Below are 24,964 nucleotides of genomic sequence, written 5' to 3' on the forward strand. Positions count from 1 at the left end.
CCGGCCGGCCGGCCGGGCTACTCGCCCAACACCCGGCGCAGGTAGTCGTTGCCGAACAGGCGGTCCGGGTCGAGGCGGTCGCGCACGGCGGTGAACTCGCCGAACCGCGGGTAGACCTCGGCGAGGTACCCCGCGTCGCGGGTGTTGATCTTGCCCCAGTGCGGGCGGCCCGCATGGGCGGTCATGATCCGCTCGACCGCCGTGAAGTACGCCTGGTAGGGAGTGCCCCGGTACATGTGGACGGCGATGTAGGCGCTCTCCCGGCCCGAGGCCGTGGAGAGCGCGATGTCGTCCGCGGGGGCGGTGCGGACCTCCACGGGGAAGCTGACCCGCAGCGGCGAACGGTCGACCATCGCCCGGACCTCGCGCAGCGCCTCCACGGCCGCCTCGCGCGGCACCGCGTACTCCATCTCCACGAAGCGGACCCGGCGCGGGCTGGTGAAGACCTTGTAAGGGATGTCGGTGTACATACGGGCCGACAGGGCGCGGCTGGAGAGCTTCGCGATCGACGGAATGGTGGCGGGGACCGCCCGGCCGAGCGAACAGGCCACCTGGAAGATCCCGTTGGAGAGGAGCTCGTCCTCGATCCAGCCGCTCACCTTCCCGGGCGGGGCGGCGGGGCCCGCGCTGCGGTTGTTGCGCTTGGTGTTGCAGTTGCCGGTGTGCGGGAACCAGTAGAACTCGAAATGCTCGTTCTCGGCGACCAGCTCGTCGAATTCGGCCGCGACCCGGTCGAAGGCCATCGGCTCCTCGCGGGCAGTCAGCAGGAAGATCGGCTCCATGGCGAAGGTGATCGCCGTGATGACGCCCAGCGCGCCGAGTCCGATCCGGGCGACGGCGAAGATGTCGGCGTTCTCCTGCTCCGAGCAGGTCAGGACCCGGCCGTCGGCGGTGACCAGTTCGAGGGCACGGATCTGCGCGGATATGGACGCCGAGTCGCGGCCGGTGCCGTGGGTGCCGGTCGAGGTGGCGCCCGCGACCGTCTGCTCCATGATGTCGCCCATGTTGGTGAGCGACAGGCCCTCCCGCGCCAGGGCGGCGTTCAGCCGCTTCAGCGGGGTGCCGGCCCCGACGGTCACCGTCATCGCCTCGCGGTCGATCTCCCGGATACCGGCGAGCAGGTCGGGGCGGATCAGCACGCCGTCGGTGGCCGCCACCGACGTGAAGGAGTGCCCGGTGCCGACCGGCTTCACCCGCAGGCCGTCCTCGGAGGCCCGGCGCAGCGCCCCGGCCAGCTCGGTCACGGAGGCAGGCGTCACGGCCCCTGCCGGGCGGGCCGTGACGTTCCCCGCCCAGTTACGCCACGCGTTCGTCGTCGTCCGTGCGTCGGTTTCGGTCATCTTCCCCGCGCCCTCCGGTCGGAGCCGGCCCGCTGAGCCGGCGATACCCCAGGAACGCCACCGCGGCCGCGAGCGCTCCCGCCACGGCGGGCACCGCGTACCCCGCCCCGGCCCCGGACGCGTCGACCACCCAGCCGGCGGCCGACGAGCCGAGCGCCACCCCCACGGCGAGCCCGGTGCTGGTCCAGGTCATGCCCTCGGTGAGTGCGGTGCGTGGTACGTGCTGCTCGACGAGGGCCATGGTGGTGACCATCGTCGGTGCGATGGCGAGCCCCGCGACAAAGAGCGCCACGGCCAGGAACGGCAGGTTCCCGGCCAGTTGGAGGGGGATCATACTCACGGCCATCGCGCACACCCCCACCAGCCACCGCACGGACGCCTTCCCGCTCAGGCGCAGCAGACCGAAGACGGCCCCGGCCACGCAGGACCCGAGGGCGTACACGGCGAGGACGAGACTCGCCGCGGCCTTGTGTCCCTGCTCCTCGGCGAAGGCCACCGTCACCACGTCGATCGCCCCGAAGAGCGCCCCGGTCGCCACGAACGTCACCACGAGCACCTGGAGCCCCCGGGAACGCAGCGCGGAGTTCCTGGTGCGCCGTCCACGCGGATGCGGCACCGGCTCGGTGGCCCGCTGCGCCGTCAGCCAGAAGACGCCGACCAGCAGGAACCCGGCCGCGAGGAGCGGCCCCGCCTCCGGGAACCAGGAGGTGGACAGGCCGATCGAGATGATCGGCCCGAAGATGAAGCACACCTCGTCGACGATCGACTCCCACGAGTACGCGGTGTGCAGCTGCTGCGGCGAACCGCGGTATATCTCCGCCCAGCGGGCCCGGATCATCGAACCCACGCTGGGGACGCAGCCGGCGCCCGCCGCGAAGACGAAGAGCGTCCAGTCCGCCAGCCGCTGCTGCGCGCAGACCAGGAGACCGGCCACCGCCGCCAGTGCGACGAGGGTGGCGGGGCGCAGCACGCGGCGCTGGCCGTGCCGGTCCACGAGCCGGGAGATCCACGGCCCGAGCACCGCCGCCGACATCGCCAGCGTGGCGGAGAGCGCCCCGGCCAGCCCGTAGCGGCCGGTGAGCTGGGAAACCATGGTCACCACGCCGATGCTCATCATGGACAGCGGCATCCGGCCGAGGAAGCCGGCCGCCGAGAACCCCTTGGTGCCGGGGGCGGCGAAGATCGCGCGATAGGGACTGGGCAAGGAGGGCTCCGGGGCGGCGTGATCGCACGCGCCTGTCATGCGTGAGTACGACCGGCACAGCTTACGGCCCGGGGAGCACCGGTGAGCCGCTCCCCGTTGCTCCCCAGGTCGTCACGGCCTCACCGGCGACGGGCAGCGGGAGAGGAGCGGTCTTTTGCACCGAGGGGTTCTCGGTCCCTCCGCGGGGCCCGGACCCCGCGACCCCCGCAGGCCGTCGTGGGGGAGACCGTTGCGGGCGGGTGCGGCGCCGACGCCGGGTGGGACGTCGGTGGGGGCACCCTCCGGGGCGAGTGGCAGGATCGGTGACATGCCCGATCTGTGCGACCCCACTCCCTACGACGCCCTGTTGCTGCTCTCCTTCGGCGGCCCCGAAGGCCCGGACGACGTGGTCCCGTTCCTGGCGAACGTGACCCGCGGCCGAGGCATCCCCGAGGAGCGGCTGAAGGAGGTGGGCAAGCACTACTTCCTGTTCGGCGGCGTCAGTCCGATCAACGCCCAGAACAGAGCCCTGCTGGACGCCCTGCGCGAGGACTTCGCCGAGCACGGCCTCGACCTGCCGGTGTACTGGGGCAACCGCAACTGGGCGCCGTACCTCACCGACACCCTGCGCGAGATGGTCGCGGACGGCCGTCGGCGCATCGCGGTCCTGGCGACCAGCGCGTACGCCTCCTACTCCGGCTGCCGCCAGTACCGCGAGAACCTCGCGGAGTCGCTGGCCGCCCTGGAGGCCGAGGGGCTGCCGGTGCCCCGGGTCGACAAGCTCCGGCACTACTTCAACCACCCCGGGTTCGTGCGGCCCATGGTGGACGGCGTGCTGGCGTCCCTCGCCGACCTGCCCGAGGACGTACGGGCCGGGGCGCACCTCGCCTTCACCACGCACTCCATTCCCCTCTCCGCCGCCGACACCTCCGGCCCGGTGGAGGCGCACGGCGACGGCGGTGCCTATGTCGCCGGGCATCTCGACATCGCCCGCCTGATCGTCGAGGCGGTCCGGGAGGAGACGGGCGTCGACCACCCCTGGCGGCTCGTCTACCAGTCCCGCAGCGGCGCCCCGCACATCCCGTGGCTGGAACCCGACATCTGCGACCACCTGGAGAGCCTGCACGGCGAAGGCGTCACCGCCGTGGTGATGGCCCCCATCGGTTTCGTCTCGGACCACATGGAGGTGCTGTACGACCTCGACACGGAGGCCGCCGCGAAGGCCGCCGAGCTCGGACTGCCGGTGCGCAGATCCGCGACCGTGGGCGCCGATCCGCGGTTCGCGGCGGCCGTGCGCGATCTGCTGCTGGAGCGGGCCGCGACCGAGCGGGGAGCGGGCGGCCGGCGCTGCGCCCTGGGCGCGCTGGGCCCGAGCCACGACCTGTGCCCGGTCGGCTGCTGCCCCGCCAGGGGACCCAAGCCGGCCGCCGCCGGAGCCGACAGCCCGTACGCGTGAACCGTGCCGGGCGCGGGGAGGAACGCTCCGCGCCCGGCGGGGCCGGGAGGCCCGTCGTCGCCCCGCAGCCCGTCGAAACCTGGAGAGCCGTGACCGAACCGAACCTGTCCGAACTCCTCGACCTCGCCCTGGAGGCCGCCCGCCGCGCCGGTGAACTGCTGCGCGACGGCCGACCGGCCGATCTGGGCGTGGCCGCGACCAAGTCCAGCCCGATCGATGTCGTCACCGAGATGGACATAGCCGCCGAGAAACTGATCACCGGCTTCCTCGCCGAGCACCGCCCCCAGGACGGCTTCCTCGGCGAGGAGGGCGCGAGCGCGCCGGGCAGCAGCGGCATCCGCTGGGTCATCGACCCGCTCGACGGCACCGTGAACTACCTGTACGGCCTGCCCACGTGGGCCGTGTCGATCGCCGCGGAACGGGACGGCGAGCGGGTCGTGGGCGTGGTCGAGGCGCCGATGCGCCGCGAGACGTACCGGGCGGTGCTCGGCGGCGGCGCGTACGTCGGCGGCGGTGCGTACGGCTCCGGTACCCCGCTGCGCTGCCGGCCCGCCCCGCCGCTCGACCAGGCACTCGTGTCGACCGGCTTCAACTACGTCGGCCACGTCCGTGCGCACCAGGCGGACGTGGCGCAGAAGCTGATCCCCCGGCTGCGCGACATCCGGCGCGGCGGCTCGGCGGCCGTGGACCTGTGCGATGTCGCCGCGGGCCGCCTCGACGGCTACTACGAGCGCGGGCTCCATCCCTGGGACCTCGCGGCGGGGGACCTCATCGCCCGCGAGGCGGGCGCCCGCACCGGGGGACGCCCGGGGCGGGCCGCCGACGGCGACCTGACGATCGCCGCGGTGCCGGGGGTCTTCGAGCAGCTGCAGGCCCTGCTGGAGGAGTTCGGCGCCTGGCACGACTGAGAGCCCGCCCCACCGGCATGGCGGGGCGGCCCATGAGGGCCGGGAAGCGCCCAGGAGGCCCGTGGAGACAGGAGAGGGGCCCCGACGCCGGGAGATCGGCGTCGGGGCCCCTCCACGACGGCTCAGGCGCTGGTGCTGCCGATCTTGACTCCGTGCTCGGCGGCGAGGCGGTGCAGGTCGTCCAGTTCGCTCTGCTCGACGTCCGCGAGGAAGTCGTCGCCCGTCTCCCGAGCCCTGGTGAGGTCGGACTCGGTGCTCTTGATCCGTTGCAGCAGGCCTGCGGTGAAAGCGTCCATGATGCGCCCCCTCAGCGTGGGTCGGTGGCACGGGGGTGTGCCCGGGGTTTCCCTCCGCGCGGTGGCGGTAGGGCTGGTGATCACGCACTCTCCGGGGACGGAGTGGCCGGTGGTACGCCACAGTCGAGACGTGATCGCGGGTGTGACTGCGTCCTCCCCGGACCCCACCTCAGAGAAACCTCAACTGGCCCGTAAATCTGATGAATTCCCCGGAGGTGCCGATGGGCGAGCGCCGCCTTACCGCCGGTTTATGCGCGTTGAGGGCAGGATGGAGCCGCACACAAACGTACCGATGAGCGGCCCGTGTCACGGACCGTGAGCACATCGGCGCGCACCGCGGCCGTCGCCGCGGTGAATTTTCTGTCGTAGTGAAGTTTCTGAGGAAGGACAGCGCCGTGCGCGTACTCGTCGTGGAGGACGAGCAGCTGCTCGCCGATGCGGTGGCCACCGGATTGCGTCGTGAGGCCATGGCCGTCGATGTCGTGTACGACGGCGCGGCCGCCCTGGAGCGCATCGAGGTCAACGACTACGACGTCGTGGTGCTGGACCGGGATCTCCCCCTGGTGCACGGCGACGACGTCTGCCGGCGGATCGTCGAGCTGGGCATTCCCACCCGGGTGCTCATGCTCACCGCGTCCGGGGACGTCAGCGACCGGGTGGAGGGCCTGGAGCTGGGGGCCGACGACTACCTGCCCAAGCCGTTCGCGTTCAGCGAGCTCACCGCTCGGGTCCGCGCACTGGGCCGGCGCACGACGGTGGCGTTGCCGCCCGTCCTGGAGCGGGCGGGCATCAAGCTGGACCCCAACCGCCGCGAGGTCTTCCGGGGCGAGGCCGAGATCCAGCTCGCGCCGAAGGAGTTCGCCGTGCTGGAGGTCCTGATGCGCAGCGAGGGCGCGGTCGTCTCGGCCGAGCAGCTGCTGGAGAAGGCATGGGACGAGAACACCGACCCGTTCACCAACGTCGTGCGGGTGACCGTCATGACCCTGCGCCGCAAACTCGGCGAGCCCCCGGTGATCGTCACCGTTCCCGGCTCCGGCTACCGGATCTGAGCGCCGATGCCCAGCGTCCCGGCGCCCCCGTCGGCGCCCCCCAGGCCCACCTGGGAGCCCAAGCAGCAGGAGCCGCCCTACTGGCTGCGCCCCACCATCCGGATACGGCTCACGCTGCTCTACGGCGGCATGTTCCTGATCGCCGGCATCCTGCTGCTGTCGATCATCTACATGCTGGCCGCCCAGGCCCTGCACGTGGGCAGTGAGCTGCCGTTCAAGATCGTGAGCGGTCAGCTCACCAGCGAGGTGTGCAACTTCAGCGGGGTGACCACCTCGGATGCCGTCAACGCGGCGATGAACTCCTGCGTCAACCACCAGCGGCAACAGGCGCTGGACACGCTGCTGAACAGGTCGCTGCTGGCCCTGGTCGGCCTCAGCGTCATCGCGTTCGCCTTCGGGTACGCGATGGCGGGCCGGGTGCTCTCCCCGTTGGGCCGGATCACCCGTACCGCCCGACGGGTGGCCGGAACGGATCTGTCCCGCCGGATCGAGCTGGACGGCCCGGACGACGAGCTGAAGGAGCTCGCCGACACCTTCGACGACATGCTCGACCGCCTGGAGCGGGCCTTCACGGCCCAGCAGCGCTTCGTCGGCAACGCCTCGCACGAGCTGCGCACGCCGCTCGCGATCAACCGCACCCTGCTGGAGGTCCACCTCTCCGACCCGCAGGCGCCGCCGGAGCTGAAACAGCTGGGAAAGACCCTGCTGGCCACCAACGAGCGCAGCGAGCAATTGGTGGAGGGGCTGCTGCTGCTCGCCCGCAGCGACAACCAGATCGTCGAGCGCAAGCCGGTCGACCTCGCCGAGGTCGCCTCGCGTGCCATCGACCAGACGCGTGCCGAGGCCGAGGAGCGCGGTGTGGAGATCCGGGGCGAGCGGAGTTCGGCCGTCATCCAGGGCAACGGCGTCCTGCTGGAGCGGATCGCGCTGAACCTCGTGCAGAATGCCGTGCGGTACAACGTCCCCGAGGGCGGCTGGGTGGAGGTCGCCACCGAGCTCCGGTCCGGCCATGCCGAGCTGGTCGTCTCGAACACGGGTCCGGTGGTGCCCGCCTACGAGATCGACAACCTCTTCGAGCCCTTCAAACGGCTGCGTACGGAACGAACGGGCAGCGACAAGGGGGTCGGGCTCGGCCTGTCCATCGCCCGGTCCGTGGCGCGCGCCCACGGTGGTCGGATCGTCGCGGAACCGCGAGAAGGGGGTGGCCTTGTGATGCGTGTCTCATTGCCGGTCTGACCGACGGAACCGGATGACGCACCCCCGGGAAGACCTGTTCGCTTTGGGCGGAATTTTCGGGACCTGTGGCAGATGCTGTCGTGTGTGATCGATCACAGGAGCGATTTTCCGGTCGTCAACGCTCCGTGATCGGCGCATTGGCCGGAAACCCCGCAAAAATCAGGGTTTCCGGGGTCCGATATCACGGGAAGTACACGGGGTGGCGCTCGTGGGACACGACGCCGGGACCGTGTACGGTCCCCATCGCCACCCAAGTCGATCACTCCCGAGCGGTCCTTTTGGGTGTCGATTGAGTAACAGACCTTGATGTGAGGCAAAATCTCCGCCTCGGGTCGGGCACAAGTCCGGCCTCTCACGCGTTACGTGCGCTGAGACACCGCAGACACCCAGAGGGGGAGAGCGACATGGCAACGGATTACGACACCCCACGCAAGACCGACGACGACGTCGATCAGGACAGCCTCGAAGAACTGAAGGCCCGGCGGAGCGACAAGACGGCGTCCGCCGTCGACGTCGACGAGTTCGACGCGGCCGAGGGGCTGGAACTGCCCGGCGCGGACCTGTCCAACGAAGAACTGGCAGTCAGGGTCCTGCCGAAGCAGGCCGACGAGTTCACGTGCATGAGCTGCTTCCTCGTACACCACAGGAGCCAGCTGGCGCGCGAGAAGAACGGTCAGCCGATCTGCCGCGACTGCGACTAGGCCGAGTCGGCCGTGGCAGGCGACAAACCGTTCCGGAAGCGACGCCTGCGGCGCAGGAAGCCGTCGGAGGCGGAACAGGGCGGGCCGGTCCCGGCAGAAGGCGTCACAGCGTCTGCCGAGCGGCCCGCCCTGCCACCATCCCCGGGCGAGCAGGACGACGAGCGAGGCCGGTCGGCCTTGCTCGAAGCGGCCACGGCGTTCGAGGCGGCCGCGGCCGTCGTGGGACGCGACGGAGTCGAGTCGGCCGATGTGGCCGGGGAATCCGGCAGGACGGGGCCCGTGCCCGGGGCAGGCCGTCCGGGACTGGTGAAACGAGGCATTCACAAGAGCGGGGAGAGCGCCAGGGCTGTGATCGGTCGTACCGCCGACCTGATCATCGCGTCCGCTCCCCGCATCCCCGTGCGCGACCTCGCGACGCTGCGCAGGCAGTTCCCGGGGCTCGGCCCGGAGGAAATCGCCGACAGGCTCGTGGCAGGTGCGAGCAGGGCCACCGCCACCGTCGGTGCCGGGATCGGCGCGGCGGCCATGATGCCGGTACCGCCCGCGATGCTCACCGAGCTGACGGCGGAGATCACCGGTGTGGCCGCGATCGAGATGAAGCTCGTCGCGGAACTCCACGAGGTCTACGGACAGCGCCCGCCGGGCGGGCTCACCCAGCGGTCCACCGCCTACCTCTCGTCCTGGACGGAGGAGCGCGGCATCGACATCGCCCAGCCCCTGACGGTCAACGCGGCCCTGGGCGGCCGGATGAAACGCGAGCTGCGCCAGCAGGTCATGAGGCGCATGGCGCGCGATGTGCCGAATCTGATCCCGTTCATGGTCGGAGCCGCCGTCGGCGCGGTGATGAACCGGCGCGACACCAGGAAGCTCGCCGAGCGGATCAGGAACGATCTGCGCAAGCGCCAGATTCCCTGGGACCCGATCCCGCAATCGCCGCCCTCGGTACGTGCGCGTGGCCCGCGCAGGGGCCTGCCGGGGAAGTCGGCGGACTGACCTGGGACCGATCGGGACGGAGCCCCGAAGCCCGCGGTCCGGAGCCCGGACCTCGTGGTGCCACCGGGGCCCGGCGCGTCAGGCGCGTGCCGCGCCGAGGGCCGTGACCAGGGCCTGCGGCTCGCGGGTCGACAGGTAGACGTACGGAGTCGGGTCCTGCGGGTCGGTGACCTCCACCCGGACCGCCGTCGGGATGTAGCTGCGCAGCAGCATGAACGCGCGGGTGTCCGCCTTGTACGAGCGCCACGCGCGCGCCTCGTCGGCGTCCAGCACCTCGGCCTCGCCGAGCGCCGACACCGGAATCCGGGCGTCCCCGGCCACCAGTGCTCCCGCCACCACGCGGATCCTGGCCGAGCCGTACGCGCTCACCGCGACCGCGGACAGCGCGGTGCCGCCCACCAGGCCGACCAGCAGCGGCACGGTGCCGAGCGGCAGCAGCATCAGAGCGCAGGCGATACCGATCAGGAAGGCGATGAGCCACCACGAACGGGGCGCGGTGAGTCGTTCGTCGAAGGGCGGGGCGGAAGGCTGCATGGACCCAAGCTTGGCACGGTGCGCCGCTACGTCGGCCGCGCGGGTAAGGTCTGCGCCTGTGAGTGGAACATCTGCGGCCCTGAATCCCCCCGTCGACGCGGTGAAGCCCGTCCGGCACCCCGAGGCCCCGGCGCCCGGCGAACTGCTCGGCGCGCACTACGAACACTGTTTCGGGTGCGGCGGGTCGCAGCCGCACGGGCTCCAGCTCCAGGCACGGGCCGGCGAGGGCGTGGGCGTCACCGCCGAGTTCACCGTGAAGGCGGCCCACCAGGGGGCCCCGGGACTGGCGCACGGCGGCATTCTGACCACCGCGCTGGACGAGACGCTCGGCTCGCTGAACTGGCTGCTGCGGGTGATCGCGGTGACCGGGCGGCTGGAGACCGACTTCGTGCGTCCGGTGCCGGTGGGCACCGTGCTGCATCTCGATGCCGAGATCACGGCGGTGCACGGCCGCAAGATCTACTCCCGGGCGACCGGCCGGATAGGCGGCCCGGACGGCCCGGTCGCGGTCCGCGCCGAGGCCCTGTTCATCGAGGTGAAGGTCGACCACTTCATCGAGAACGGCCGTCCGGCCGAGATCCGGGCGGCGATGGCCGACCCGGACCAGGTCCGGCGTGCCCGCGCGTTCGAGGTGAACCCCTGATGCGTCGGCCCGTGGACGTACTGATCCGCCGGGTCGACCCGGCGGTGCCCATTCCGGCCTACGGGCATCCCGGCGACGCCGGGGTCGACCTGGTCACCACCGAGCCCGTCGAGCTCGCCCCGGGGGAGCGGGCGATGCTGCCCACCGGCGTGTCGATCGCGCTGCCCGACGGGTACGCCGCGTTCGTGCACCCGCGGTCCGGACTCGCCGCCCGCTGCGGAGTCGCACTCGTGAACGCCCCGGGGACGGTCGATGCCGGGTACCGTGGAGAGATCAAGGTGATCGTCATCAACCTCGACCCGCGCGAGCCGGTGCGGTTCGAGCGGTTCGACCGGATTGCCCAGCTGGTGGTGCAGCAGGTCGAGAAGGTGCGCTTCCACGAGGTGACCGAGTTGCCCGGTTCGGCCCGTGGCGAGGGAGGCTTCGGATCCACCGGAGGTCATGCTTCCGGTGGGGCCGGTGGCGTCGGGGGCGGGATCAACCAGGGCGGAAACAGCTACGCTTCGGTCGTACCCGACCGGGAAGGACAGTGACGTGTTCGGACGTCGCAAGAAGAGTGGTTCCGCCGAGGACGTGGCGGGCGAAGCGCGCGAGGCCGAGCAGGTCGTCGACGAGCTCGATGACGCCGACGGGGCCGACAGCGGCCCGCGCCGGGTGAACCTCCCGCCGGCACCGCGGCCGGACGGGCCGTGGGACATCGACGAGGTGTCGCAGCCCGCCGAGGGCCGGGTCGACCTGGGCGGCATCTTCGTGCCCGGTGTCGAGGGCATGGAGCTGCGCGTCGAGGTGGCCGGTGACGCGATCGTCGCCGCGACCGTGGTGCTGCGCGACAGCGCCATCCAGCTCCAGGCGTTCGCCGCTCCCAAGAAGGAGGGCATCTGGGGCGAGGTCCGCGAGGAGATCGCCACGGGCATCACCCAGCAGGGCGGAATCATCGACGAGGTCGAGGGCCCGCTGGGCTGGGAGCTGCGTGCCCAGGTCCCCGTACAGCTCCCGGACGGGGCGAACGGCGTGCAGCTGGTGCGCTTCGTCGGTGTCGACGGGCCGCGCTGGTTCCTGCGCGGGGTGATCTCCGGCCAGGGTGCCGTGCAGCCGGAGGCCGCGGGCCTGCTGGAGACGGTCTTCCGCGACACCGTGGTGGTTCGAGGCGACGGCCCGATGGCGCCGCGCGATCCGATCGTCCTCAAGCTCCCCGACGACGCCCAGATGGTGCCCGAGGGCGTCCAGCAGGAGAGCCAGGAGAACTCCAGGTTCTCCGGCGGCATGGGCCAGCTCCAGCGCGGCCCGGAGATCACTGAGGTGCGCTGACCGAGAAGCACCGAGCCGAGGTGCGCCGAGCCGGTCCGCTCGTGCGTGCTGCGGCCCGTAGCGGCTGAGGGCCGGTGGGTGACATCCCTTCCAGGAGGGACGTCACCCACCGGCCTTTCCACGTTCCGGGGCGGGGAGGGGTGTGGGACCCCGGGGATTCCGGCAGAGCTCGCGGAATCGGAACGGATCGGGCGGGGGATCGGAGGAAGCCGGAGGGGGTCGGAGCAGACCGGGGGGAGGGCAGAGGGGGTCGAGGAGACCGGAGGAAGGCAGGGCGGGCAGGAGGAGACCGGGGAGGCGCACGGGGCGCGTGTATGGGGCGCGTATGCGGCACGTCAGCGCGTCGTCAAGGGCGCGCCGTTCTCCGTAAGGGAGCCATCAACGCAGGTCAAAAAGGGTGTGACGGGAGGTTTGCTCAAGAGGTCAGAGAAATCCGCACCTCATCCAGGAGCACACGATGGCTGATGTGGCCTTCGTCGTCGTCACGATCGCGGTGTTCGCGCTGGTGGCCCTCATAGCCAAGGGGGTGGCCCGGCTGTGACCGTCGAAAACGTCGTCGGCCTCGTCGTGGCCGTCGCCCTGCTGGGCTATCTCGTCCTCGCCCTTCTGTACCCGGAGAGGTTCTGAGCCCGATATGAGCCCCGTCCTCGCCGGTGTGCTCCAGGTCCTCGCGCTCGTCGTGGCGCTCGGACTGGTGTACCGCCCGCTCGGCGACCACATGGCCCGCGTCTACTCCTCCACCGGGCACCTCCGGGTCGAGAAGTGGATGTACCGGGCCATCGGCGCCGACCCGAACACCGAGATGCGCTGGCCCGCGTATCTGCGCGGTGTGCTCGCCTTCTCCGCGGTGGGCGTCCTGCTCCTCTACCTCCTCCAGCGGCTCCAGGGCAGCCTGCCCGGATCGCTGGGCTTCGCCTCGATCACCCCCGACCAGGCGTTCAACACCGCGGCCTCGTTCGTCGCGAACACCAACTGGCAGTCGTACGCGGGCGAGCAGGCCATGGGCCACGTCGTCCAGACCGGCGGCCTCGCGGTGCAGAACTTCGTCTCGGCCGCCGTCGGCATCGCCGTCGCCGTCGCCCTCGTACGGGGCTTCGCCAGGTCCCGCACCGGTGAACTCGGCAACTTCTGGGCCGACCTGGTGCGCGGCACCGTCCGCATCCTGCTGCCCCTCGCCGTGGTCGGCGCGCTGGTGCTGGTCGCCTGCGGCGCCATCCAGAACTTCGCGGGCATCCACGAGGTCGGCCAGTTCATGGGCGGCGCGCAGCAGTGGCGCGGCGGCGCGGTGGCCTCGCAGGAGGTCATCAAGGAACTGGGCACGAACGGCGGCGGCTACTTCAACGCCAACTCGGCCCACCCGTTCGAGAACCCCAACGGGCTGTCCAACCTCTTCGAGATCTTCCTGATCCTGGTCATTCCGGTCGCGCTGACCAGGACGTTCGGCCGGATGGTCGGCTCGCCGAAGCAGGGTTACGCGATCCTCGGGGCGATGGGCGGCATCTGGCTCGGCTTCACCGCCCTGATGATGTGGACCGAATTCGCCCACCACGGGCCCGCGTTCGACCTCGCCGGCGGGGCGATGGAGGGCAAGGAGACCCGGTTCGGGATCGCCGGCTCGTCGATCTTCGCCGTCACCACGACCCTCACCTCCACCGGCGCGGTGAACTCCTTCCACTCCTCGTACACGGGGTTCGGCGGCGGAATCACGATGCTGGGCATGCAACTCGGCGAGATCGCGCCCGGCGGCGTCGGGTCCGGGCTCTACGGGATGCTGATCGTGGCGGTCATCGCGGTGTTCCTCGCGGGGCTGATGGTCGGCCGCACGCCCGAATACCTCGGCAAGAAGATCGGTACCCGCGAGATCAAGCTCGCCGCCTGCTACATCCTGATCACCCCGGCGCTGGTGCTCTGCTTCACCGCGCTGGCATTCGTCCTGCCCACCCCGCCCCACTCGATCCTGAACCCCGGCGCGCACGGATTCTCCGAGGTGCTCTACGCGTACACCTCCGGCGCGAACAACAACGGTTCGGCGTTCGCCGGGCTGAACGCGAACACCCAGTGGTTCAACACGACCATCGGCCTCGCGATGCTGCTCGGCCGGTTCCTGCCCATGGTGTTCGTCCTCGCGCTGGCCGGCTCGCTCGCCGGGCAGCGGCCCGTACCGGCCACCGCGGGAACCCTCGCCACCCACAAGCCGCTCTTCAGCGGGCTGTTGGTCGGCACGATCCTGATCGTCGCCGCGCTCACCTACTTCCCGGCCCTGGCGCTCGGGCCGCTGGCCGAAGGACTGGCGTCATGACCACTCGTACGAAGCAGGAGGACGCGATGTCCGCCGTCACCCCGACCCGGGCACCGCACCGGGACGTACCCACCGGCCGCACGGGCGAGGGGCGCGTCGGAGGCGGCCTGTTCGACCCCCGGCAGCTGCTCACGTCCTTCCCGGACGCGCTGCGCAAGCTCGACCCGCGGGTGATGGCCAAGTCCCCGGTGATGTTCGTGGTCCTGGTCGGGTCGGTGTTCACCACCGTGCTGGCCTGCCTGAACCCCGGAGAGTGGTTCGGCTGGGCGATCGCCGCCTGGCTGTGGCTGACCACGATCTTCGCCAACCTGGCGGAGGCGGTCGCCGAGGGACGCGGCAAGGCACAGGCCGACACCCTGCGCCGGGCCAGGACCGACACCGTCGCCCGGCGCGTCATCGGCAGGAACGAGGAGCGGGTGCCGGGCACCGAACTGCACATCGGTGACCTGGTCGTCTGCGAGGCGGGCGATGTCATCCCCGGCGACGGGGACGTCGTCGAGGGCGTCGCGAGCGTCGACGAATCCGCCATCACCGGCGAGTCGGCACCGGTCATCAGGGAGTCGGGCGGCGACCGCAGCGCCGTCACCGGAGGCACCAAGGTGCTCTCCGACCGCATCGTCGTCAAGATCACCACCAAACCCGGCGAGACGTTCATCGACCGGATGATCTCCCTCGTCGAGGGCGCCGCCCGGCAGAAGACGCCCAATGAGATAGCGCTGAACATCCTGCTCGCGTCCCTCACCATCGTCTTCCTGCTCGCCGTCGTCACCCTCCAGCCGTTCGCGGTCCACGCCGGGCGGGAGCAGTCGGTGATCGTGCTGACCGCGCTGCTCGTCTGCCTCATCCCGACCACCATCGGCGCCCTGCTCTCCGCGATCGGCATCGCCGGCATGGACCGGCTGGTGCAGCGCAATGTGCTCGCCATGTCGGGGCGCGCCGTCGAGGCCGCCGGGGACGTCTCGACCCTGCTGCTCGACAAGACCGGCACCATCACGCTCGGCAACCGCCGGGCCGCCGAGTTCCTCCCCGTCGCGGGCACCACCGCGGCCGAACTGGCGGACGCCGCGCAGCTGTCCTCGCTGGCCGACGAGACCCCCGAGGGCCGCTCGATCGTCGTGCTCGCCAAGGAGGGGTACGGGCTGCGCGAACGCCATCAGGGCGAGCTGCGCCAGGCCGAATGGGTGGCGTTCACCGCCCAGACCCGCATGTCCGGCGTGGATGTCGACGGACGCAGGATCCGCAAGGGCGCGACCGGTTCGGTCACCACCTGGGTCGAGGAGCGCGGCGGCGGCGTCGCCCCGGAGGTGCGGGAACTCGCCGACCGGATCTCCGGTGCCGGCGGCACACCGCTGCTGGTGGCGCTGGAGGACGGACGAGGAGCCCGTGTCCTGGGCGTCGTCCACCTCAAGGACGTTGTCAAGGAGGGCATGCGGGAGCGGTTCGACGAACTGCGCCGGATGGGCATCAGGACGGTCATGATCACGGGTGACAACCCGCTGACGGCGAAGGCCATCGCCGAGGAGGCGGGCGTCGACGACTTCCTCGCCGAGGCCACCCCCGAGGACAAGATGGCCCTCATCAAGCGCGAGCAGGCCGGGGGCAAGCTCGTCGCGATGACGGGCGACGGCACCAACGACGCCCCGGCGCTGGCCCAGGCGGACGTCGGCGTGGCCATGAACACCGGCACCTCGGCCGCGAAGGAGGCCGGGAACATGGTGGACCTGGACTCCAATCCGACGAAGCTCATCGAGATCGTCGAGATCGGCAAGCAGCTGCTCATCACCCGGGGCGCGTTGACGACGTTCTCCATCGCCAACGATGTCGCGAAGTACTTCGCGATCATCCCGGCGATGTTCGCGGCGGTCTACCCGGGTCTGGACACGCTCAACATCATGCGGTTGTCCTCGCCGCAGTCCGCGATCCTGTCGGCGGTCGTCTTCAACGCGCTGATCATCGTCGCGCTGGTGCCGCTCGCCCTGAAGGGTGTCCGCTACCGGCCCAGCAGTGCCGACTCGATGCTCCGTCGCAACCTCGGGATCTACGGCCTCGGCGGCCTGATCGCCCCATTCATCGGCATCAAGATAATCGACCTGATCATCTCCCTCGTCCCCGGACTGAACTGAATCCCGTGCCCGGACCGAATTCCGTCCCGGGGCCGAACCGCATCGTGCCTCCCGGACCCGAACCGAGTTCGCCCGGGAGACCGGACCGAAATCCCGTGTTCCCGGGACAGTACCGATATCCAGTGCACCGGGACCGGACCGAAATCCGGTCTCCCCGGCACCGCACAGAAATCCCGCCCCGGGGAAGCGATCCGAATTCCGCTTCCCCGGGCCGAACCCAATGAGGGATTGGCTGAGCCGCCATGAACAACTCCGTAGCAAACACCGCCCGGTTGCTCTGGGCGGGACTGCGCGCCCTGCTCGTCCTCACCGTCGTCTGCGGCGTGTTGTACCCACTCGCCGTGACGGGCGTCGCCCAGGGCGTATTTCCGCACCAGGCCAACGGTTCCGAAATCAGTGCCGACGGCAGGGTCGTCGGCTCCGCACTCATCGGGCAGCGCTACGACCTGCCGCTGGAGAAGGGACAGCACACCGCGGCCCCGGACCTGCGGTGGTTCCAGCCGCGCCCTTCCGACGGCCTCACCACCAACACTGTCAACACCCATGACAAGCTGCTCGTCTCCGGCGCGACCAACCTCGCCGGCGACAACAGCAAGCTCGTCGCCGAGGTGAAGGCCGCCAAGGCCGCCGTCGTCAAGGACAACTCCGTCCCCGGCCACCCGGTCAACCCCGCCGATGTGCCGGCCGACGCCGTCACCTCCTCGGGCTCCGGCCTCGACCCCGCGATCTCACCGGCCTACGCGCAGCTCCAGGTGCGCCGCGTGGCCGAGCGGAACCACCTCGGGGTCGACCGGGTGGAGAAGCTCGTCGACCAGCACACCGACGGCCGGATCCTCGGTTTCGTCGGGGAGCCGACGGTCAATGTGCTCCGGCTCAACATCGCGCTCGGGCAACTGGTGGGCAAGCGGTGAGGGGTCGGTGACGGAGAGCGGGCGGGGGCCGTCCCGGTGTGCCGGTGGTGACGGCACGGCCCCCGCCCGCACCGGGGCTACCTCGCCCGGCCGGTGGCGCCACCGGCCGCACCGGCGTCAGCGGCCGACCCGGCCAGGCTGCCCGGGTAGAGGTACTTCTCCGGCGGGATCACCGTGCCGTCGACCCATGCGGCGAAGAATCCCTTGAGGTCCTTGCCCGAGACCTTCGCCGCCAGCGCCTCGAACTGCCGGAACGAGGCGTTGCCGTAGGCGTGGTCGTGGGTCCAGGTCCGCAGCGTCGTGAAGAACGCCTCGTCGCCCACCGTGCGGCGCAGGGCGTGCAGCATCAGCGACCCCTTGAAGTACAGCGCCGAGTCCAGTTCCCTGCCGGGGCCCGGGTCGTAGAGCTTGACGGACCAGAACGACGGGTCGTTCCGGTAGTCCTCCACCTCGGACCGGTAGAAGTCCGTGTCGAGGTCGGAGCCCTTGTGCTCCTCCCACAGCTGCCCGGCGTACTGGGCGAAGCACTCCGCGACGCAGCCGTCCCGCCAGTCCTCGAACGAGACGCTGTCGCCGAACCACTGGTGGGTGTTCTCGTGGACCACCGACGCGTCGAAGAGCGTCGACCCATAGGTGGGGCGGCTCTGCGTCTCCAGGGCGAGGGGGCCGCCGGTCGGTTCCTTCGTGGCGCCGACGACGATGGCGCCCGCGGAGGAGAAGGGGTACGGGCCGAACTTCGTGGTCAGGAAGTCCAGGATCTCGGTCTGCTGGGCCTCCGCCGCCGGGTCGATCTTGGCGTCCGGGCTGTACGCCGTGATGACGGGCGTCCCTGCGGCGGTCTTCCCCCGGTGGACGGTGAACCGGTCGATGGCGACCGTGCTGGCGTACGTGGCCATCGGACTGTCTTCGGACCAGCGGAAGGTCCTGCGGCCGTTCTCGACGGTCTCCGGTCCGGGCAGCCCGTTGCCGATCGCCTTCCAGCCGTCGGGCACCGTCGCGGTGAGGGCGAAGGTCGCCTTGTCGGACGGGTGGTCGTTGGCGGGGTACCAGGAGGTCGCGGAGTGCGGTTCGCCCGTCACGTACGCGCCGCCGCTCTTCAGGGTGTGCCAGCCCTCGGCGTCGGGCTTCCCGGCGTACTTCACCCGCACGGTGAACGTCGTGCCCTTCGCGACCGGGCGGGCCGGCGTGACGACCAGTTTGTGGGCGCCGGCCCGGGAGAACGTCTTCGCCGAGGTGCCGTTCACGGCGACCGATGACACGGTGAACCCCTTGAGGTCCAGGCTGAACCGGTCCAGGGAGGTCAGGGCGCGGGCGGTGACGGTGGTGTCGCCGTCGAGCCGGTCGGTGCGTGCCGGGTCGTAGCCGATCCGGACGTCGTAGTGGGTGACGTCGTAGCCGGGGTTGCCGTCGTCGGGGAAGTACGGGTCGCCGACGCCCGGACCGCCGGTGGCGGCCGAGGCGGGGACGGTGGTCAGCACGACGGCGCTCACCACGGCGGCGGCGAGGGCAGTGGTGGTCCTGCGGGGGTGGTGCAGCGGTCTGCGCATGTCTCGATCTCCTGGAGAGGTCGGTCGGTGACGGACCCCGGGACAGTCGGCGTCGGCGCCGGTGAGCGGGCCGGGCCCGGGGAGTGCCGGGGCGATACCGGGGCCGGGGAGAGGGGCCCGGGGGAGGAGTGGATCAGTGCCGGGGGGTGGCGGCGAGCTTCCACAGCACGCCGGCGATGGCGTTGGTGCTGGTCGTCTCCGTCTTCGGGTCGACGTTGGCGAGGTTGTCGCAGGCATCGTGGATGCAGTCCGAGATGCCGGTGCTGAAGCCGGACGACGGGATGCCCGCGTTCCCGAACGACTCGTGGTCCGAGCCGCCGACCCCGATGTCGAACGTCGGGACGCCGCGCTCGGCGAACCACGCCTCGAACGCCTGCTGGGCCTCGGTCTCGCCGTGCTCGTCGTCGTGGACCACGAGCCACTGGCCGGTGTTCTTGCTGCCCGCCTGGTCGAAGTTGAGGTAGAAGTCGATCCGGCGGCGATCGGCCTCGGAGAGCTTTCCGACGTAGTCCGCCGAACCGATTAGCCCCGGTTCCTCCGCGCCCCACCAGGCGAAGCGGAGGTGCCGCTGAGGTTTCAGCCCGGACTCGGCCACCTGGAGAGCGGTGGCCAGCACGGCGGCCGAACCCGAGCCGTTGTCGTTGATGCCCGGTCCCTCCGGCACGCTGTCGAGGTGGGCGCCGGTCAGCAGCACATGGTCCGGATCGCCCCCGGGCCAGTCGGCAATCAGGTTGTGGCCGGTGACCCCGTCATGGGTGAAGGGGGCCAGCCGGGTCCGGAAACCCGCCCGGTCCAGGGCACGCTTCACGTACGCCACGGACTGCGCGTACCCCTTCGTGCCGTGCGCACGGTTGCCGCCGTTGCGGTCGGCGATGCGTTGCAGGGCACGCAGGTGGGGCATCACCTGCTGTTCGGAGACGGTCGGAACGACGGGGCCCGCGACGCGGTGGTGGCCTGCGGGGCGGGCGGCAGCTGCGGTGACGGGTGCCGCGGACAGCATCAGGGCCAGGGCCGCGGACATCACGAGGGTGCGGGCGACGGGGCCGGGAAGGCCCCTGCGTATCGTCATGCGTACCTTTCGACAACGGGACGTCGGACCCGCCCGAGCCGTGGGGCAGGCGGACCGGCTGACTCCGGCAAGGCTGGCCGTGCCATGTCAGGAAGTTGTCGGGAAGTCGTCGGAAAGTGGTTTCACCGCGCGGGCGGACCCGTTCGAGGCAATCCGCCCGAGGCAGTTCTCCAGGGGACACCGTCCGAGGCCACCGAGGGTGCCGATGCGGAGGCGGGCGGGGCCGTGCCCGGAGGCGTGGGCGGGCGGAGGCGCGCGCACCGCGGTGCATGGGCGCTGTGGCGCGTGGACGGCCCTGGGGGGCCGGCGCCGGACCCGGGGCACCGCGGCGCGCGGCGTCAGAATCCTGTCAATTCGGTCTCCGGACCCCACCGCGTTCCATTTGCCGGAAATTCTCGGGGTAGTTTCGAAGTGGCTGCCGCATCGGCCGCAGCCGGCTTTCGAGAAGACAATGGGGCCATGGCACGCGGCAAGCTTCGGATCTACCTGGGCGCGGCACCCGGTGTCGGCAAGACGTACGCGATGCTCTCCGAGGCCCACCGCAGGGTGGAGCGGGGCACCGACTGCGTCGTCGGCTTCGTGGAACACCACGACCGCCCGCGCACCGAGGTGATGCTGCACGGACTGGAGCAGATCCGCCGCCGGGAGATCGAGTACCGCGCCGCCGTCTTCACCGAGATGGACGTCGATGCCGTCCTGGAGCGCGCGCCCGCCGTGGCGCTGGTGGACGAGCTCGCACACACCAACGTGCCGGGCTCCCGCAACGCCAAGCGATGGCAGGACGTGGAGGAGCTCCTGAAGGCCGGGATCGACGTGATCTCGACCGTCAACATCCAGCACCTGGAGTCGCTCGGCGACGTCGTCGAGTCGATAACCGGCGTGCGGCAGCGCGAGACGGTCCCCGACGAGGTCGTCCGCAGGGCCGACCAGATCGAGCTCGTCGACATGTCCCCCCAGGCACTGCGCCGCCGGATGGCGCACGGCAACATCTACAAGCCGGACCGGATCGACGCCTCGCTGTCCAACTACTTCCGTCCCGGCAACCTGACCGCGCTGCGCGAGCTGGCTCTCCTCTGGGTCGCCGACCGGGTCGACGAGTACCTCCAGCAGTACCGGGGCGAGCACAACATCCGCACCACCTGGCAGGCCCGCGAACGCATCGTCGTCGGGCTCACCGGCGGCCCCGAGGGCCGTACGCTGATCCGCCGCGCGTCCCGGATGGCGGCCAAGGGCTCCGGCAGCGAGATCCTCGCCGTCTACATCGCCCGCAGCGACGGACTCACCTCCGCCTCGCCCAAGGAGCTCACCGTCCAGCGCACCCTCGTCGAGGACCTGGGCGGCACCTTCCACCACGTCATCGGCGACGACATACCGTCGGCGCTGCTCGAATTCGCCCGCGGGGTGAACGCCACGCAGATCGTCCTCGGCTCCAGCCGGCGCAAGGCATGGCAGTACATCTACGGGCCGGGCGTCGGCGCCACCGTCGCCCGGGAGTCCGGCCCCGACCTCGACGTCCACATCGTCACCCACGAGGAGGTCGCCAAGGGCCGCGGGCTGCCGATCGCCCGCAGTGCCCGGCTGGGCCGGGTCCGGATCATCTGGGGCTGGTTGTTCGGCGTCGGCGGCCCGGCCCTGCTCACGCTGCTGCTGCGCGGACTGGACAACGGTCCCGGGCTCGCCAACGACGTCCTGCTCTTCCTCTTCATGACGGTTCTCGCGGCCCTGCTCGGCGGGGTGCTGCCCGCCCTCGCGTCGGCCGCGGTCGGTTCGCTGCTGCTGAACTACTGGTTCACCCCGCCCACCCACACCCTGACGGTGCAGGACCCGGAGAACTTCGTCGCCATCGTGATCTTCTTCGCGGTGGCGGTCTCGGTCGCCTCGGTCGTCGACCTGGCGGCCCGCCGCACCCACCAGGCGGCCCGTCTGCGCGCCGAGTCGGAGATCCTCTCCTTCCTGGCAGGCAGCGTGCTGCGCGGCGAGACCACCCTGGACGCGCTGCTGGACCGGGTCCGCGAGACGTTCGGCATGGAGTCCGTCGCGCTGCTGGAGCGGCGCAGCGACGTCGACCCGTGGACCTGCGCCGGGAGCGTCGGCCCGAAACCGGTGGCCCGGCCGGAGGACGCCGATGTGGACATGCCGGTCGGTGACCACATGGCGCTCGCGCTGTCCGGCCGGCCGCTGCCCGCCGAGGACCGCCGGGTGCTCGGCGCGTTCGCGGCCCAGGCCGCCGTCGTCCTGGAACGCCAGCGACTTGTCGACGAGGCCGAGGAGGCGCGGCGGCTCGCCGAGGGCAACCGGATCAGGACGGCGCTGCTCGCCGCCGTCAGCCACGACCTGCGCACCCCGCTCGCCGCCATCAAGGCGGCCGTCAGCTCCCTGCGCTCCGACGACGTCGCCTGGTCCGACGAGGACGAGGCGGAGCTGCTGGAGGGCATCGAGAACGGTGCCGACCGGCTCGACCACCTCGTGGGCAACCTGCTGGACATGTCCCGGCTGCAGACCGGCACGGTCACCCCGCTGATCCGCGAGATCGACCTCGACGAGGTGGTCCCGATGGCCCTCGGCGGTGTCCCCGAGGGCAGCGTGGACCTGGACATCCCGGAGACCCTGCCGATGGTCGACGTCGACCCCGGACTGCTGGAGCGGGCCGTCGCCAACATCGTCGAGAACGCCGTCAAGTACAGCCCGGACGGGCAACGCGTCACCGCCGCAGCCAGCGCACTGGGCGAACGCGTCGAACTGCGGGTGGCCGACCGGGGCCCAGGCGTCCCCGACGATGCCAAGGACCGTATCTTCGAGCCCTTCCAGCGCTACGGCGACGCCCCGCGCGGCGCGGGCGTCGGGCTGGGCCTCGCCGTCGCCCGCGGGTTCGTGGAGTCCATGGGCGGCACACTGGGCGCCGAGGACACCCCCGGTGGCGGACTCACCATGGTGCTGACCCTGAAAGCGGCCCCGGACCATGCCCGGACCGTCCCCGACCTGCCCGCGCGGGCCACCTCATGACCGCGCCGGCCACCCCGTGATCCCCGTGCGGCCCCAGGAGATCGCCGCGCATCGGAGCCGTACGACCGATGACGCACCGGACCGTACGGACGCAGCAGAGCCGTACGGGCAGAAGCAGCAGAGCCGTACCGCGGGAACCCGGAGCCGTACGGGCCGGGACACCGGAGCCGTTACGGCAGGACCCCAGAGCCGTGCAGCAGAGAGGCAGGACCCCATGACCCGGGTGCTCGTGGTCGACGACGAGCCGCAGATCGTACGCGCTCTCGTGATCAACCTGAAGGCGCGCAAGTACGAGGTGGATGCCGCGCCCGACGGCGCCACCGCCCTCCAGCTCGCCGCCGCCCGTCACCCCGACGTCGTCGTCCTCGACCTCGGACTGCCCGACATGGACGGCGTCGAGGTGATCAGGGGGCTGCGCGGCTGGACCCGGGTGCCGATCCTGGTGCTCTCCGCCCGCCACACCTCCGACGAGAAGGTCGAGGCGCTGGACGCCGGAGCGGACGACTACGTCACCAAGCCGTTCGGCATGGACGAGCTCCTGGCCCGGCTGCGCGCCGCCGTACGCCGTGCCGAACCCGTCGGCGGGCAGGGCTCAGACGACGTGGTGGTGGTCGAGACGGCGGAGTTCACCGTCGACCTGGCGGCGAAGAAGGTCCACCGCGCGGGCCGCGACGTGCGGCTCACCCCCACCGAGTGGCACCTGCTGGAGGTCCTGGTCCGCAACAGCGGCCGACTGGTCAGCCAGAAGCAGCTGCTCCAGGAGGTCTGGGGGCCCTCGTACGGCACCGAGACCAACTACCTGCGGGTCTACATGGCGCAACTCAGGCGCAAGCTGGAGGCCGACCCCTCGCATCCACGGCACTTCGTCACCGAACCGGGAATGGGGTACCGCTTCGAGCGCGGCTGAGCGGGCGGGGACCTGCCGGCCGCGGGACGCCCGGTCGGTACGACGGGGCTCGGCGGGGGCGGGGGACCGCCCGAGAAGTGGCCCGCTGGATGACTCGTTCGAGTGAGACGCGGGCCACCCACTCGGGGCACGGGGGACCGGTACCCTTCGGGTATGAGTGCTGTTCCTCGTTCCGAGAAGCCCGGTAAGGCGGAGAAGCCTTCCGGCCGCTTCCGTCGGATGCTCGACCGGTTGTCCAGCTCGCAGGAGGACCTGGAGTCCGAGGAGCTGCGGGAGGACGCGCAGGCTTCGGGGTGCACCCGGATCTCCGAATGCACCGACCGGCAGATCGTGAAGGTGACTGGTACCTTGCGGACGGTCACTCTGCGGCCGCGCGCCGGAGTTCCCGCCCTGGAGGCGGAGCTGTTCGACGGCACCGCGCCGCTGGACGTGGTCTGGCTCGGCCGACGCTCCATCGTCGGAATAGAACCGGGCCGCAGGCTCATCGCATCGGGCCGGATCGCCATGAGCCACGGACGCCGGGTGCTGTTCAATCCCAAATACGAACTCCGACCGCTCGGCAAGGAGTAGCCGGTGACGTCTCTCGACAAGCCGACGTCCGACACGGACCGCACCACCCGCACCGACCACCAGGAGGCCGAAGCGAAAGCGGTCACCGAGGCAGCGCTCTTCGAGGCGTTCGGCGGTGTCCGGGGGATGGTGGAGACAGTCGTTCCCGGACTGCTCTTCGTCACGATCTTCACGATCAACAAGGACCTGCACTCCTCGGCCATCGCGGCCCTTGTGGTGTCCCTCGTCCTGGTCGCCGTACGGCTGATCCGCAAGGACACCGTCAAGCACGCCTTCAGCGGTGTCTTCGGTGTGGCCTTCGGTGTGGTCTTCGCGATGATGACCGGCAACGCCAAGGACTTCTACCTGCCGGGCATGCTGTACACGCTCGGCCTGGCCCTGGCCTACCTGATCACCGCCCTCGCCGGGGTGCCGCTGATCGGGCTGATCCTCGGGCCGGTGTTCAAGGAGAACCTCTCCTGGCGGACCAGGAACCCCGGGCGCAAGACGGCGTACACGAAGGCGAGCTACGCCTGGGGGCTGATCCTGCTCGCCAAGTGCGCGATCCTCTTCCCGTTGTACTGGTGGGCCGACACCACCCAGTTCGGCTGGGTGCTGGTCGCCCTGAAGATTCCGCCGTTCCTGCTCGCCGTCTATCTGACCTGGGTCTTCCTCGCCAAGGCTCCGCCGCCCATCGACGTCTTCGCGGAGATGGAGGCGGAGGAACAGTCCGAGAAGGCCCGCAAGGCGCAGGAGGCTGCTGCCGCCCGGCACCAGGAGTCCTGACCGCCCGCGGCATCGGGAGCCGGGCGCGGGAGCCCGGAGCGTAAGTGACAAGCGACGGCCGAAGGGCCCGGAACCGCCGTGCAAAACGGTTCCGGGCCCTTCGGCCGTAGTACGCATCTGCGG

The 24,964-nt window shown here is 70.9% G+C and carries 23 protein-coding genes; 17 read left to right on the forward strand and 6 right to left on the reverse strand.

Translation table 11 applies throughout. From position 1 onward, the window contains the following. Positions 1–17 precede the first annotated feature (17 nt). Both ACFC79_RS20005 and ACFC79_RS20010 read right to left on the reverse strand, forming a co-directional pair. A complete protein-coding gene (locus ACFC79_RS20005) occupies positions 18–1,340 on the reverse strand; it encodes a D-arabinono-1,4-lactone oxidase (RefSeq protein ID WP_376241873.1) in 1,323 nt (440 codons plus the stop codon). Then, entirely contained in the window at positions 1,297–2,544 is a 1,248-nt protein-coding gene (locus ACFC79_RS20010) for an MFS transporter (protein WP_376241875.1), read from the reverse strand. The genes ACFC79_RS20005 and ACFC79_RS20010 overlap by 44 nt, the downstream gene beginning before the upstream one ends. A 307-nt stretch (positions 2,545–2,851) precedes the next feature. Here ACFC79_RS20010 and ACFC79_RS20015 point away from each other — a divergent pair, with 307 nt between their 5' ends. Both ACFC79_RS20015 and ACFC79_RS20020 read left to right on the forward strand, forming a co-directional pair. Continuing rightward, positions 2,852–3,979 (forward strand): ferrochelatase, encoded by a 1,128-nt coding sequence (locus ACFC79_RS20015; RefSeq protein ID WP_376241877.1) that lies wholly within the window; start codon positions 2,852–2,854, stop codon positions 3,977–3,979. A gap of 89 nt (positions 3,980–4,068) precedes the next feature. After that, complete coding sequence (locus ACFC79_RS20020; RefSeq protein ID WP_376241879.1) at positions 4,069–4,887, forward strand: inositol monophosphatase family protein; 819 nt, start codon at positions 4,069–4,071, stop codon at positions 4,885–4,887. 122 nt (positions 4,888–5,009) lie between these two features. On the opposite strand, the gene ACFC79_RS20025 is transcribed toward ACFC79_RS20020, so the two are convergent. Then, positions 5,010–5,183 carry a hypothetical protein gene (locus ACFC79_RS20025; RefSeq protein WP_376241880.1) on the reverse strand — a complete coding sequence of 58 codons (174 nt, stop codon included), beginning with the start codon at positions 5,181–5,183 and terminating at the stop codon, positions 5,010–5,012. A gap of 395 nt (positions 5,184–5,578) precedes the next feature. On the opposite strand from ACFC79_RS20025, the gene ACFC79_RS20030 reads away from it, so the two are divergent. The 4 genes from ACFC79_RS20030 to ACFC79_RS20045 all read left to right on the forward strand — a co-directional run bounded on the left by ACFC79_RS20030 (position 5,579) and on the right by ACFC79_RS20045 (position 9,162). Beyond that, positions 5,579–6,232, forward strand: coding sequence for a response regulator transcription factor (locus tag ACFC79_RS20030; RefSeq protein ID WP_376241953.1), 654 nt, complete (start codon positions 5,579–5,581; stop codon positions 6,230–6,232). A 6-nt stretch (positions 6,233–6,238) separates the two neighbouring features. Next, complete coding sequence (locus ACFC79_RS20035; RefSeq protein WP_376241882.1) at positions 6,239–7,468, forward strand: sensor histidine kinase; 1,230 nt, start codon at positions 6,239–6,241, stop codon at positions 7,466–7,468. A gap of 404 nt (positions 7,469–7,872) precedes the next feature. Then, on the forward strand, positions 7,873–8,169 hold the full coding sequence (locus ACFC79_RS20040) for a DUF4193 domain-containing protein (RefSeq protein ID WP_003965732.1): 297 nt from the start codon (positions 7,873–7,875) through the stop codon (positions 8,167–8,169). A gap of 12 nt (positions 8,170–8,181) precedes the next feature. Further along, positions 8,182–9,162 carry a hypothetical protein gene (locus ACFC79_RS20045; RefSeq protein ID WP_376241884.1) on the forward strand — a complete coding sequence of 327 codons (981 nt, stop codon included), beginning with the start codon at positions 8,182–8,184 and terminating at the stop codon, positions 9,160–9,162. Between the two features lie 78 nt (positions 9,163–9,240). On the opposite strand, the gene ACFC79_RS20050 is transcribed toward ACFC79_RS20045, so the two are convergent. After that, on the reverse strand, positions 9,241–9,696 hold the full coding sequence (locus ACFC79_RS20050; RefSeq protein ID WP_376241886.1) for a DUF3093 domain-containing protein: 456 nt from the start codon (positions 9,694–9,696) through the stop codon (positions 9,241–9,243). A gap of 58 nt (positions 9,697–9,754) precedes the next feature. Here ACFC79_RS20050 and ACFC79_RS20055 point away from each other — a divergent pair, with 58 nt between their 5' ends. The 7 genes from ACFC79_RS20055 (at position 9,755) to ACFC79_RS20085 (ending at position 16,980) form a co-directional block, all read left to right on the forward strand. Then, positions 9,755–10,339: a PaaI family thioesterase gene (locus ACFC79_RS20055; protein WP_376241888.1), complete on the forward strand. Its 585-nt coding sequence runs from the start codon at positions 9,755–9,757 to the stop codon at positions 10,337–10,339. Continuing rightward, positions 10,339–10,872: a dUTP diphosphatase gene (gene dut, locus ACFC79_RS20060; protein ID WP_376241890.1), complete on the forward strand. Its 534-nt coding sequence runs from the start codon at positions 10,339–10,341 to the stop codon at positions 10,870–10,872. Before ACFC79_RS20055 ends, dut begins: the two co-directional genes overlap by 1 nt. Before the next feature lies 1 nt (position 10,873). Then, positions 10,874–11,647 carry a DUF3710 domain-containing protein gene (locus ACFC79_RS20065; protein ID WP_376241892.1) on the forward strand — a complete coding sequence of 258 codons (774 nt, stop codon included), beginning with the start codon at positions 10,874–10,876 and terminating at the stop codon, positions 11,645–11,647. A 537-nt stretch (positions 11,648–12,184) separates the two neighbouring features. After that, complete coding sequence (gene kdpF, locus ACFC79_RS20070) at positions 12,185–12,274, forward strand: K(+)-transporting ATPase subunit F (RefSeq protein WP_356933025.1); 90 nt, start codon at positions 12,185–12,187, stop codon at positions 12,272–12,274. Positions 12,275–12,281: 7 nt separating this feature from the next. Further along, complete coding sequence (gene kdpA / locus ACFC79_RS20075; protein WP_376241894.1) at positions 12,282–13,946, forward strand: potassium-transporting ATPase subunit KdpA; 1,665 nt, start codon at positions 12,282–12,284, stop codon at positions 13,944–13,946. After that, positions 13,943–16,069 carry a potassium-transporting ATPase subunit KdpB gene (gene kdpB / locus ACFC79_RS20080; protein WP_376241896.1) on the forward strand — a complete coding sequence of 709 codons (2,127 nt, stop codon included), beginning with the start codon at positions 13,943–13,945 and terminating at the stop codon, positions 16,067–16,069. Before kdpA ends, kdpB begins: the two co-directional genes overlap by 4 nt. 242 nt (positions 16,070–16,311) lie before the next feature. Beyond that, entirely contained in the window at positions 16,312–16,980 is a 669-nt protein-coding gene (locus tag ACFC79_RS20085) for a potassium-transporting ATPase subunit C (RefSeq protein ID WP_376241897.1), read from the forward strand. 77 nt (positions 16,981–17,057) lie between these two features. Here the strand turns inward: ACFC79_RS20085 and ACFC79_RS20090 are convergent, their stop codons facing one another. Continuing rightward, positions 17,058–18,527: a M1 family metallopeptidase gene (locus ACFC79_RS20090; protein ID WP_376241899.1), complete on the reverse strand. Its 1,470-nt coding sequence runs from the start codon at positions 18,525–18,527 to the stop codon at positions 17,058–17,060. Between the two features lie 133 nt (positions 18,528–18,660). Further along, the gene (locus tag ACFC79_RS20095; RefSeq protein WP_376241901.1) at positions 18,661–19,596 is read right to left on the reverse strand and encodes a M20/M25/M40 family metallo-hydrolase; all 936 of its coding nucleotides are present in this window, start codon (positions 19,594–19,596) and stop codon (positions 18,661–18,663) included. A 459-nt stretch (positions 19,597–20,055) separates the two neighbouring features. On the opposite strand from ACFC79_RS20095, the gene ACFC79_RS20100 reads away from it, so the two are divergent. The 4 genes from ACFC79_RS20100 (at position 20,056) to ACFC79_RS20115 (ending at position 24,841) form a co-directional block, all read left to right on the forward strand. Beyond that, positions 20,056–22,599 (forward strand): DUF4118 domain-containing protein, encoded by a 2,544-nt coding sequence (locus ACFC79_RS20100; RefSeq protein WP_376241903.1) that lies wholly within the window; start codon positions 20,056–20,058, stop codon positions 22,597–22,599. Between the two features lie 214 nt (positions 22,600–22,813). Further along, the gene (locus tag ACFC79_RS20105) at positions 22,814–23,506 is read left to right on the forward strand and encodes a response regulator (RefSeq protein ID WP_376241905.1); all 693 of its coding nucleotides are present in this window, start codon (positions 22,814–22,816) and stop codon (positions 23,504–23,506) included. Between the two features lie 153 nt (positions 23,507–23,659). Beyond that, a complete protein-coding gene (locus ACFC79_RS20110; protein WP_376241907.1) occupies positions 23,660–24,076 on the forward strand; it encodes an OB-fold nucleic acid binding domain-containing protein in 417 nt (138 codons plus the stop codon). A gap of 3 nt (positions 24,077–24,079) precedes the next feature. Further along, positions 24,080–24,841 carry a DUF3159 domain-containing protein gene (locus tag ACFC79_RS20115; RefSeq protein ID WP_376241909.1) on the forward strand — a complete coding sequence of 254 codons (762 nt, stop codon included), beginning with the start codon at positions 24,080–24,082 and terminating at the stop codon, positions 24,839–24,841. Positions 24,842–24,964: the final 123 nt, after the last annotated feature.

It is taken from the genome of Streptomyces sp. NPDC056061, from assembly GCF_042266885.1.
Classification (GTDB): domain Bacteria; phylum Actinomycetota; class Actinomycetes; order Streptomycetales; family Streptomycetaceae; genus Streptomyces.

Bases quoted from the DNA above. Each gene is read 5' to 3' on its own strand.
- ACFC79_RS20100 (WP_376241903.1), top strand. From the start codon at position 20,056: ATGGCACGCGGCAAGCTTCGGATCTACCTGGGCGCGGCACCCGGTGTC.
- ACFC79_RS20035 (WP_376241882.1), top strand. From the start codon at position 6,239: ATGCCCAGCGTCCCGGCGCCCCCGTCGGCGCCCCCCAGGCCCACCTGG.
- dut (WP_376241890.1), top strand. From the start codon at position 10,339: ATGCGTCGGCCCGTGGACGTACTGATCCGCCGGGTCGACCCGGCGGTG.
- ACFC79_RS20095 (WP_376241901.1), bottom strand. From the start codon at position 19,596: ATGACGATACGCAGGGGCCTTCCCGGCCCCGTCGCCCGCACCCTCGTG.
- ACFC79_RS20050 (WP_376241886.1), bottom strand. From the start codon at position 9,696: ATGCAGCCTTCCGCCCCGCCCTTCGACGAACGACTCACCGCGCCCCGT.
- ACFC79_RS20005 (WP_376241873.1), bottom strand. From the start codon at position 1,340: ATGACCGAAACCGACGCACGGACGACGACGAACGCGTGGCGTAACTGG.
- kdpB (WP_376241896.1), top strand. From the start codon at position 13,943: ATGACCACTCGTACGAAGCAGGAGGACGCGATGTCCGCCGTCACCCCG.
- ACFC79_RS20015 (WP_376241877.1), top strand. From the start codon at position 2,852: ATGCCCGATCTGTGCGACCCCACTCCCTACGACGCCCTGTTGCTGCTC.
- ACFC79_RS20090 (WP_376241899.1), bottom strand. From the start codon at position 18,527: ATGCGCAGACCGCTGCACCACCCCCGCAGGACCACCACTGCCCTCGCC.
- ACFC79_RS20110 (WP_376241907.1), top strand. From the start codon at position 23,660: ATGAGTGCTGTTCCTCGTTCCGAGAAGCCCGGTAAGGCGGAGAAGCCT.
- ACFC79_RS20040 (WP_003965732.1), top strand. From the start codon at position 7,873: ATGGCAACGGATTACGACACCCCACGCAAGACCGACGACGACGTCGAT.
- ACFC79_RS20025 (WP_376241880.1), bottom strand. From the start codon at position 5,183: ATGGACGCTTTCACCGCAGGCCTGCTGCAACGGATCAAGAGCACCGAG.
- ACFC79_RS20085 (WP_376241897.1), top strand. From the start codon at position 16,312: ATGAACAACTCCGTAGCAAACACCGCCCGGTTGCTCTGGGCGGGACTG.
- ACFC79_RS20105 (WP_376241905.1), top strand. From the start codon at position 22,814: ATGACCCGGGTGCTCGTGGTCGACGACGAGCCGCAGATCGTACGCGCT.
- kdpA (WP_376241894.1), top strand. From the start codon at position 12,282: ATGAGCCCCGTCCTCGCCGGTGTGCTCCAGGTCCTCGCGCTCGTCGTG.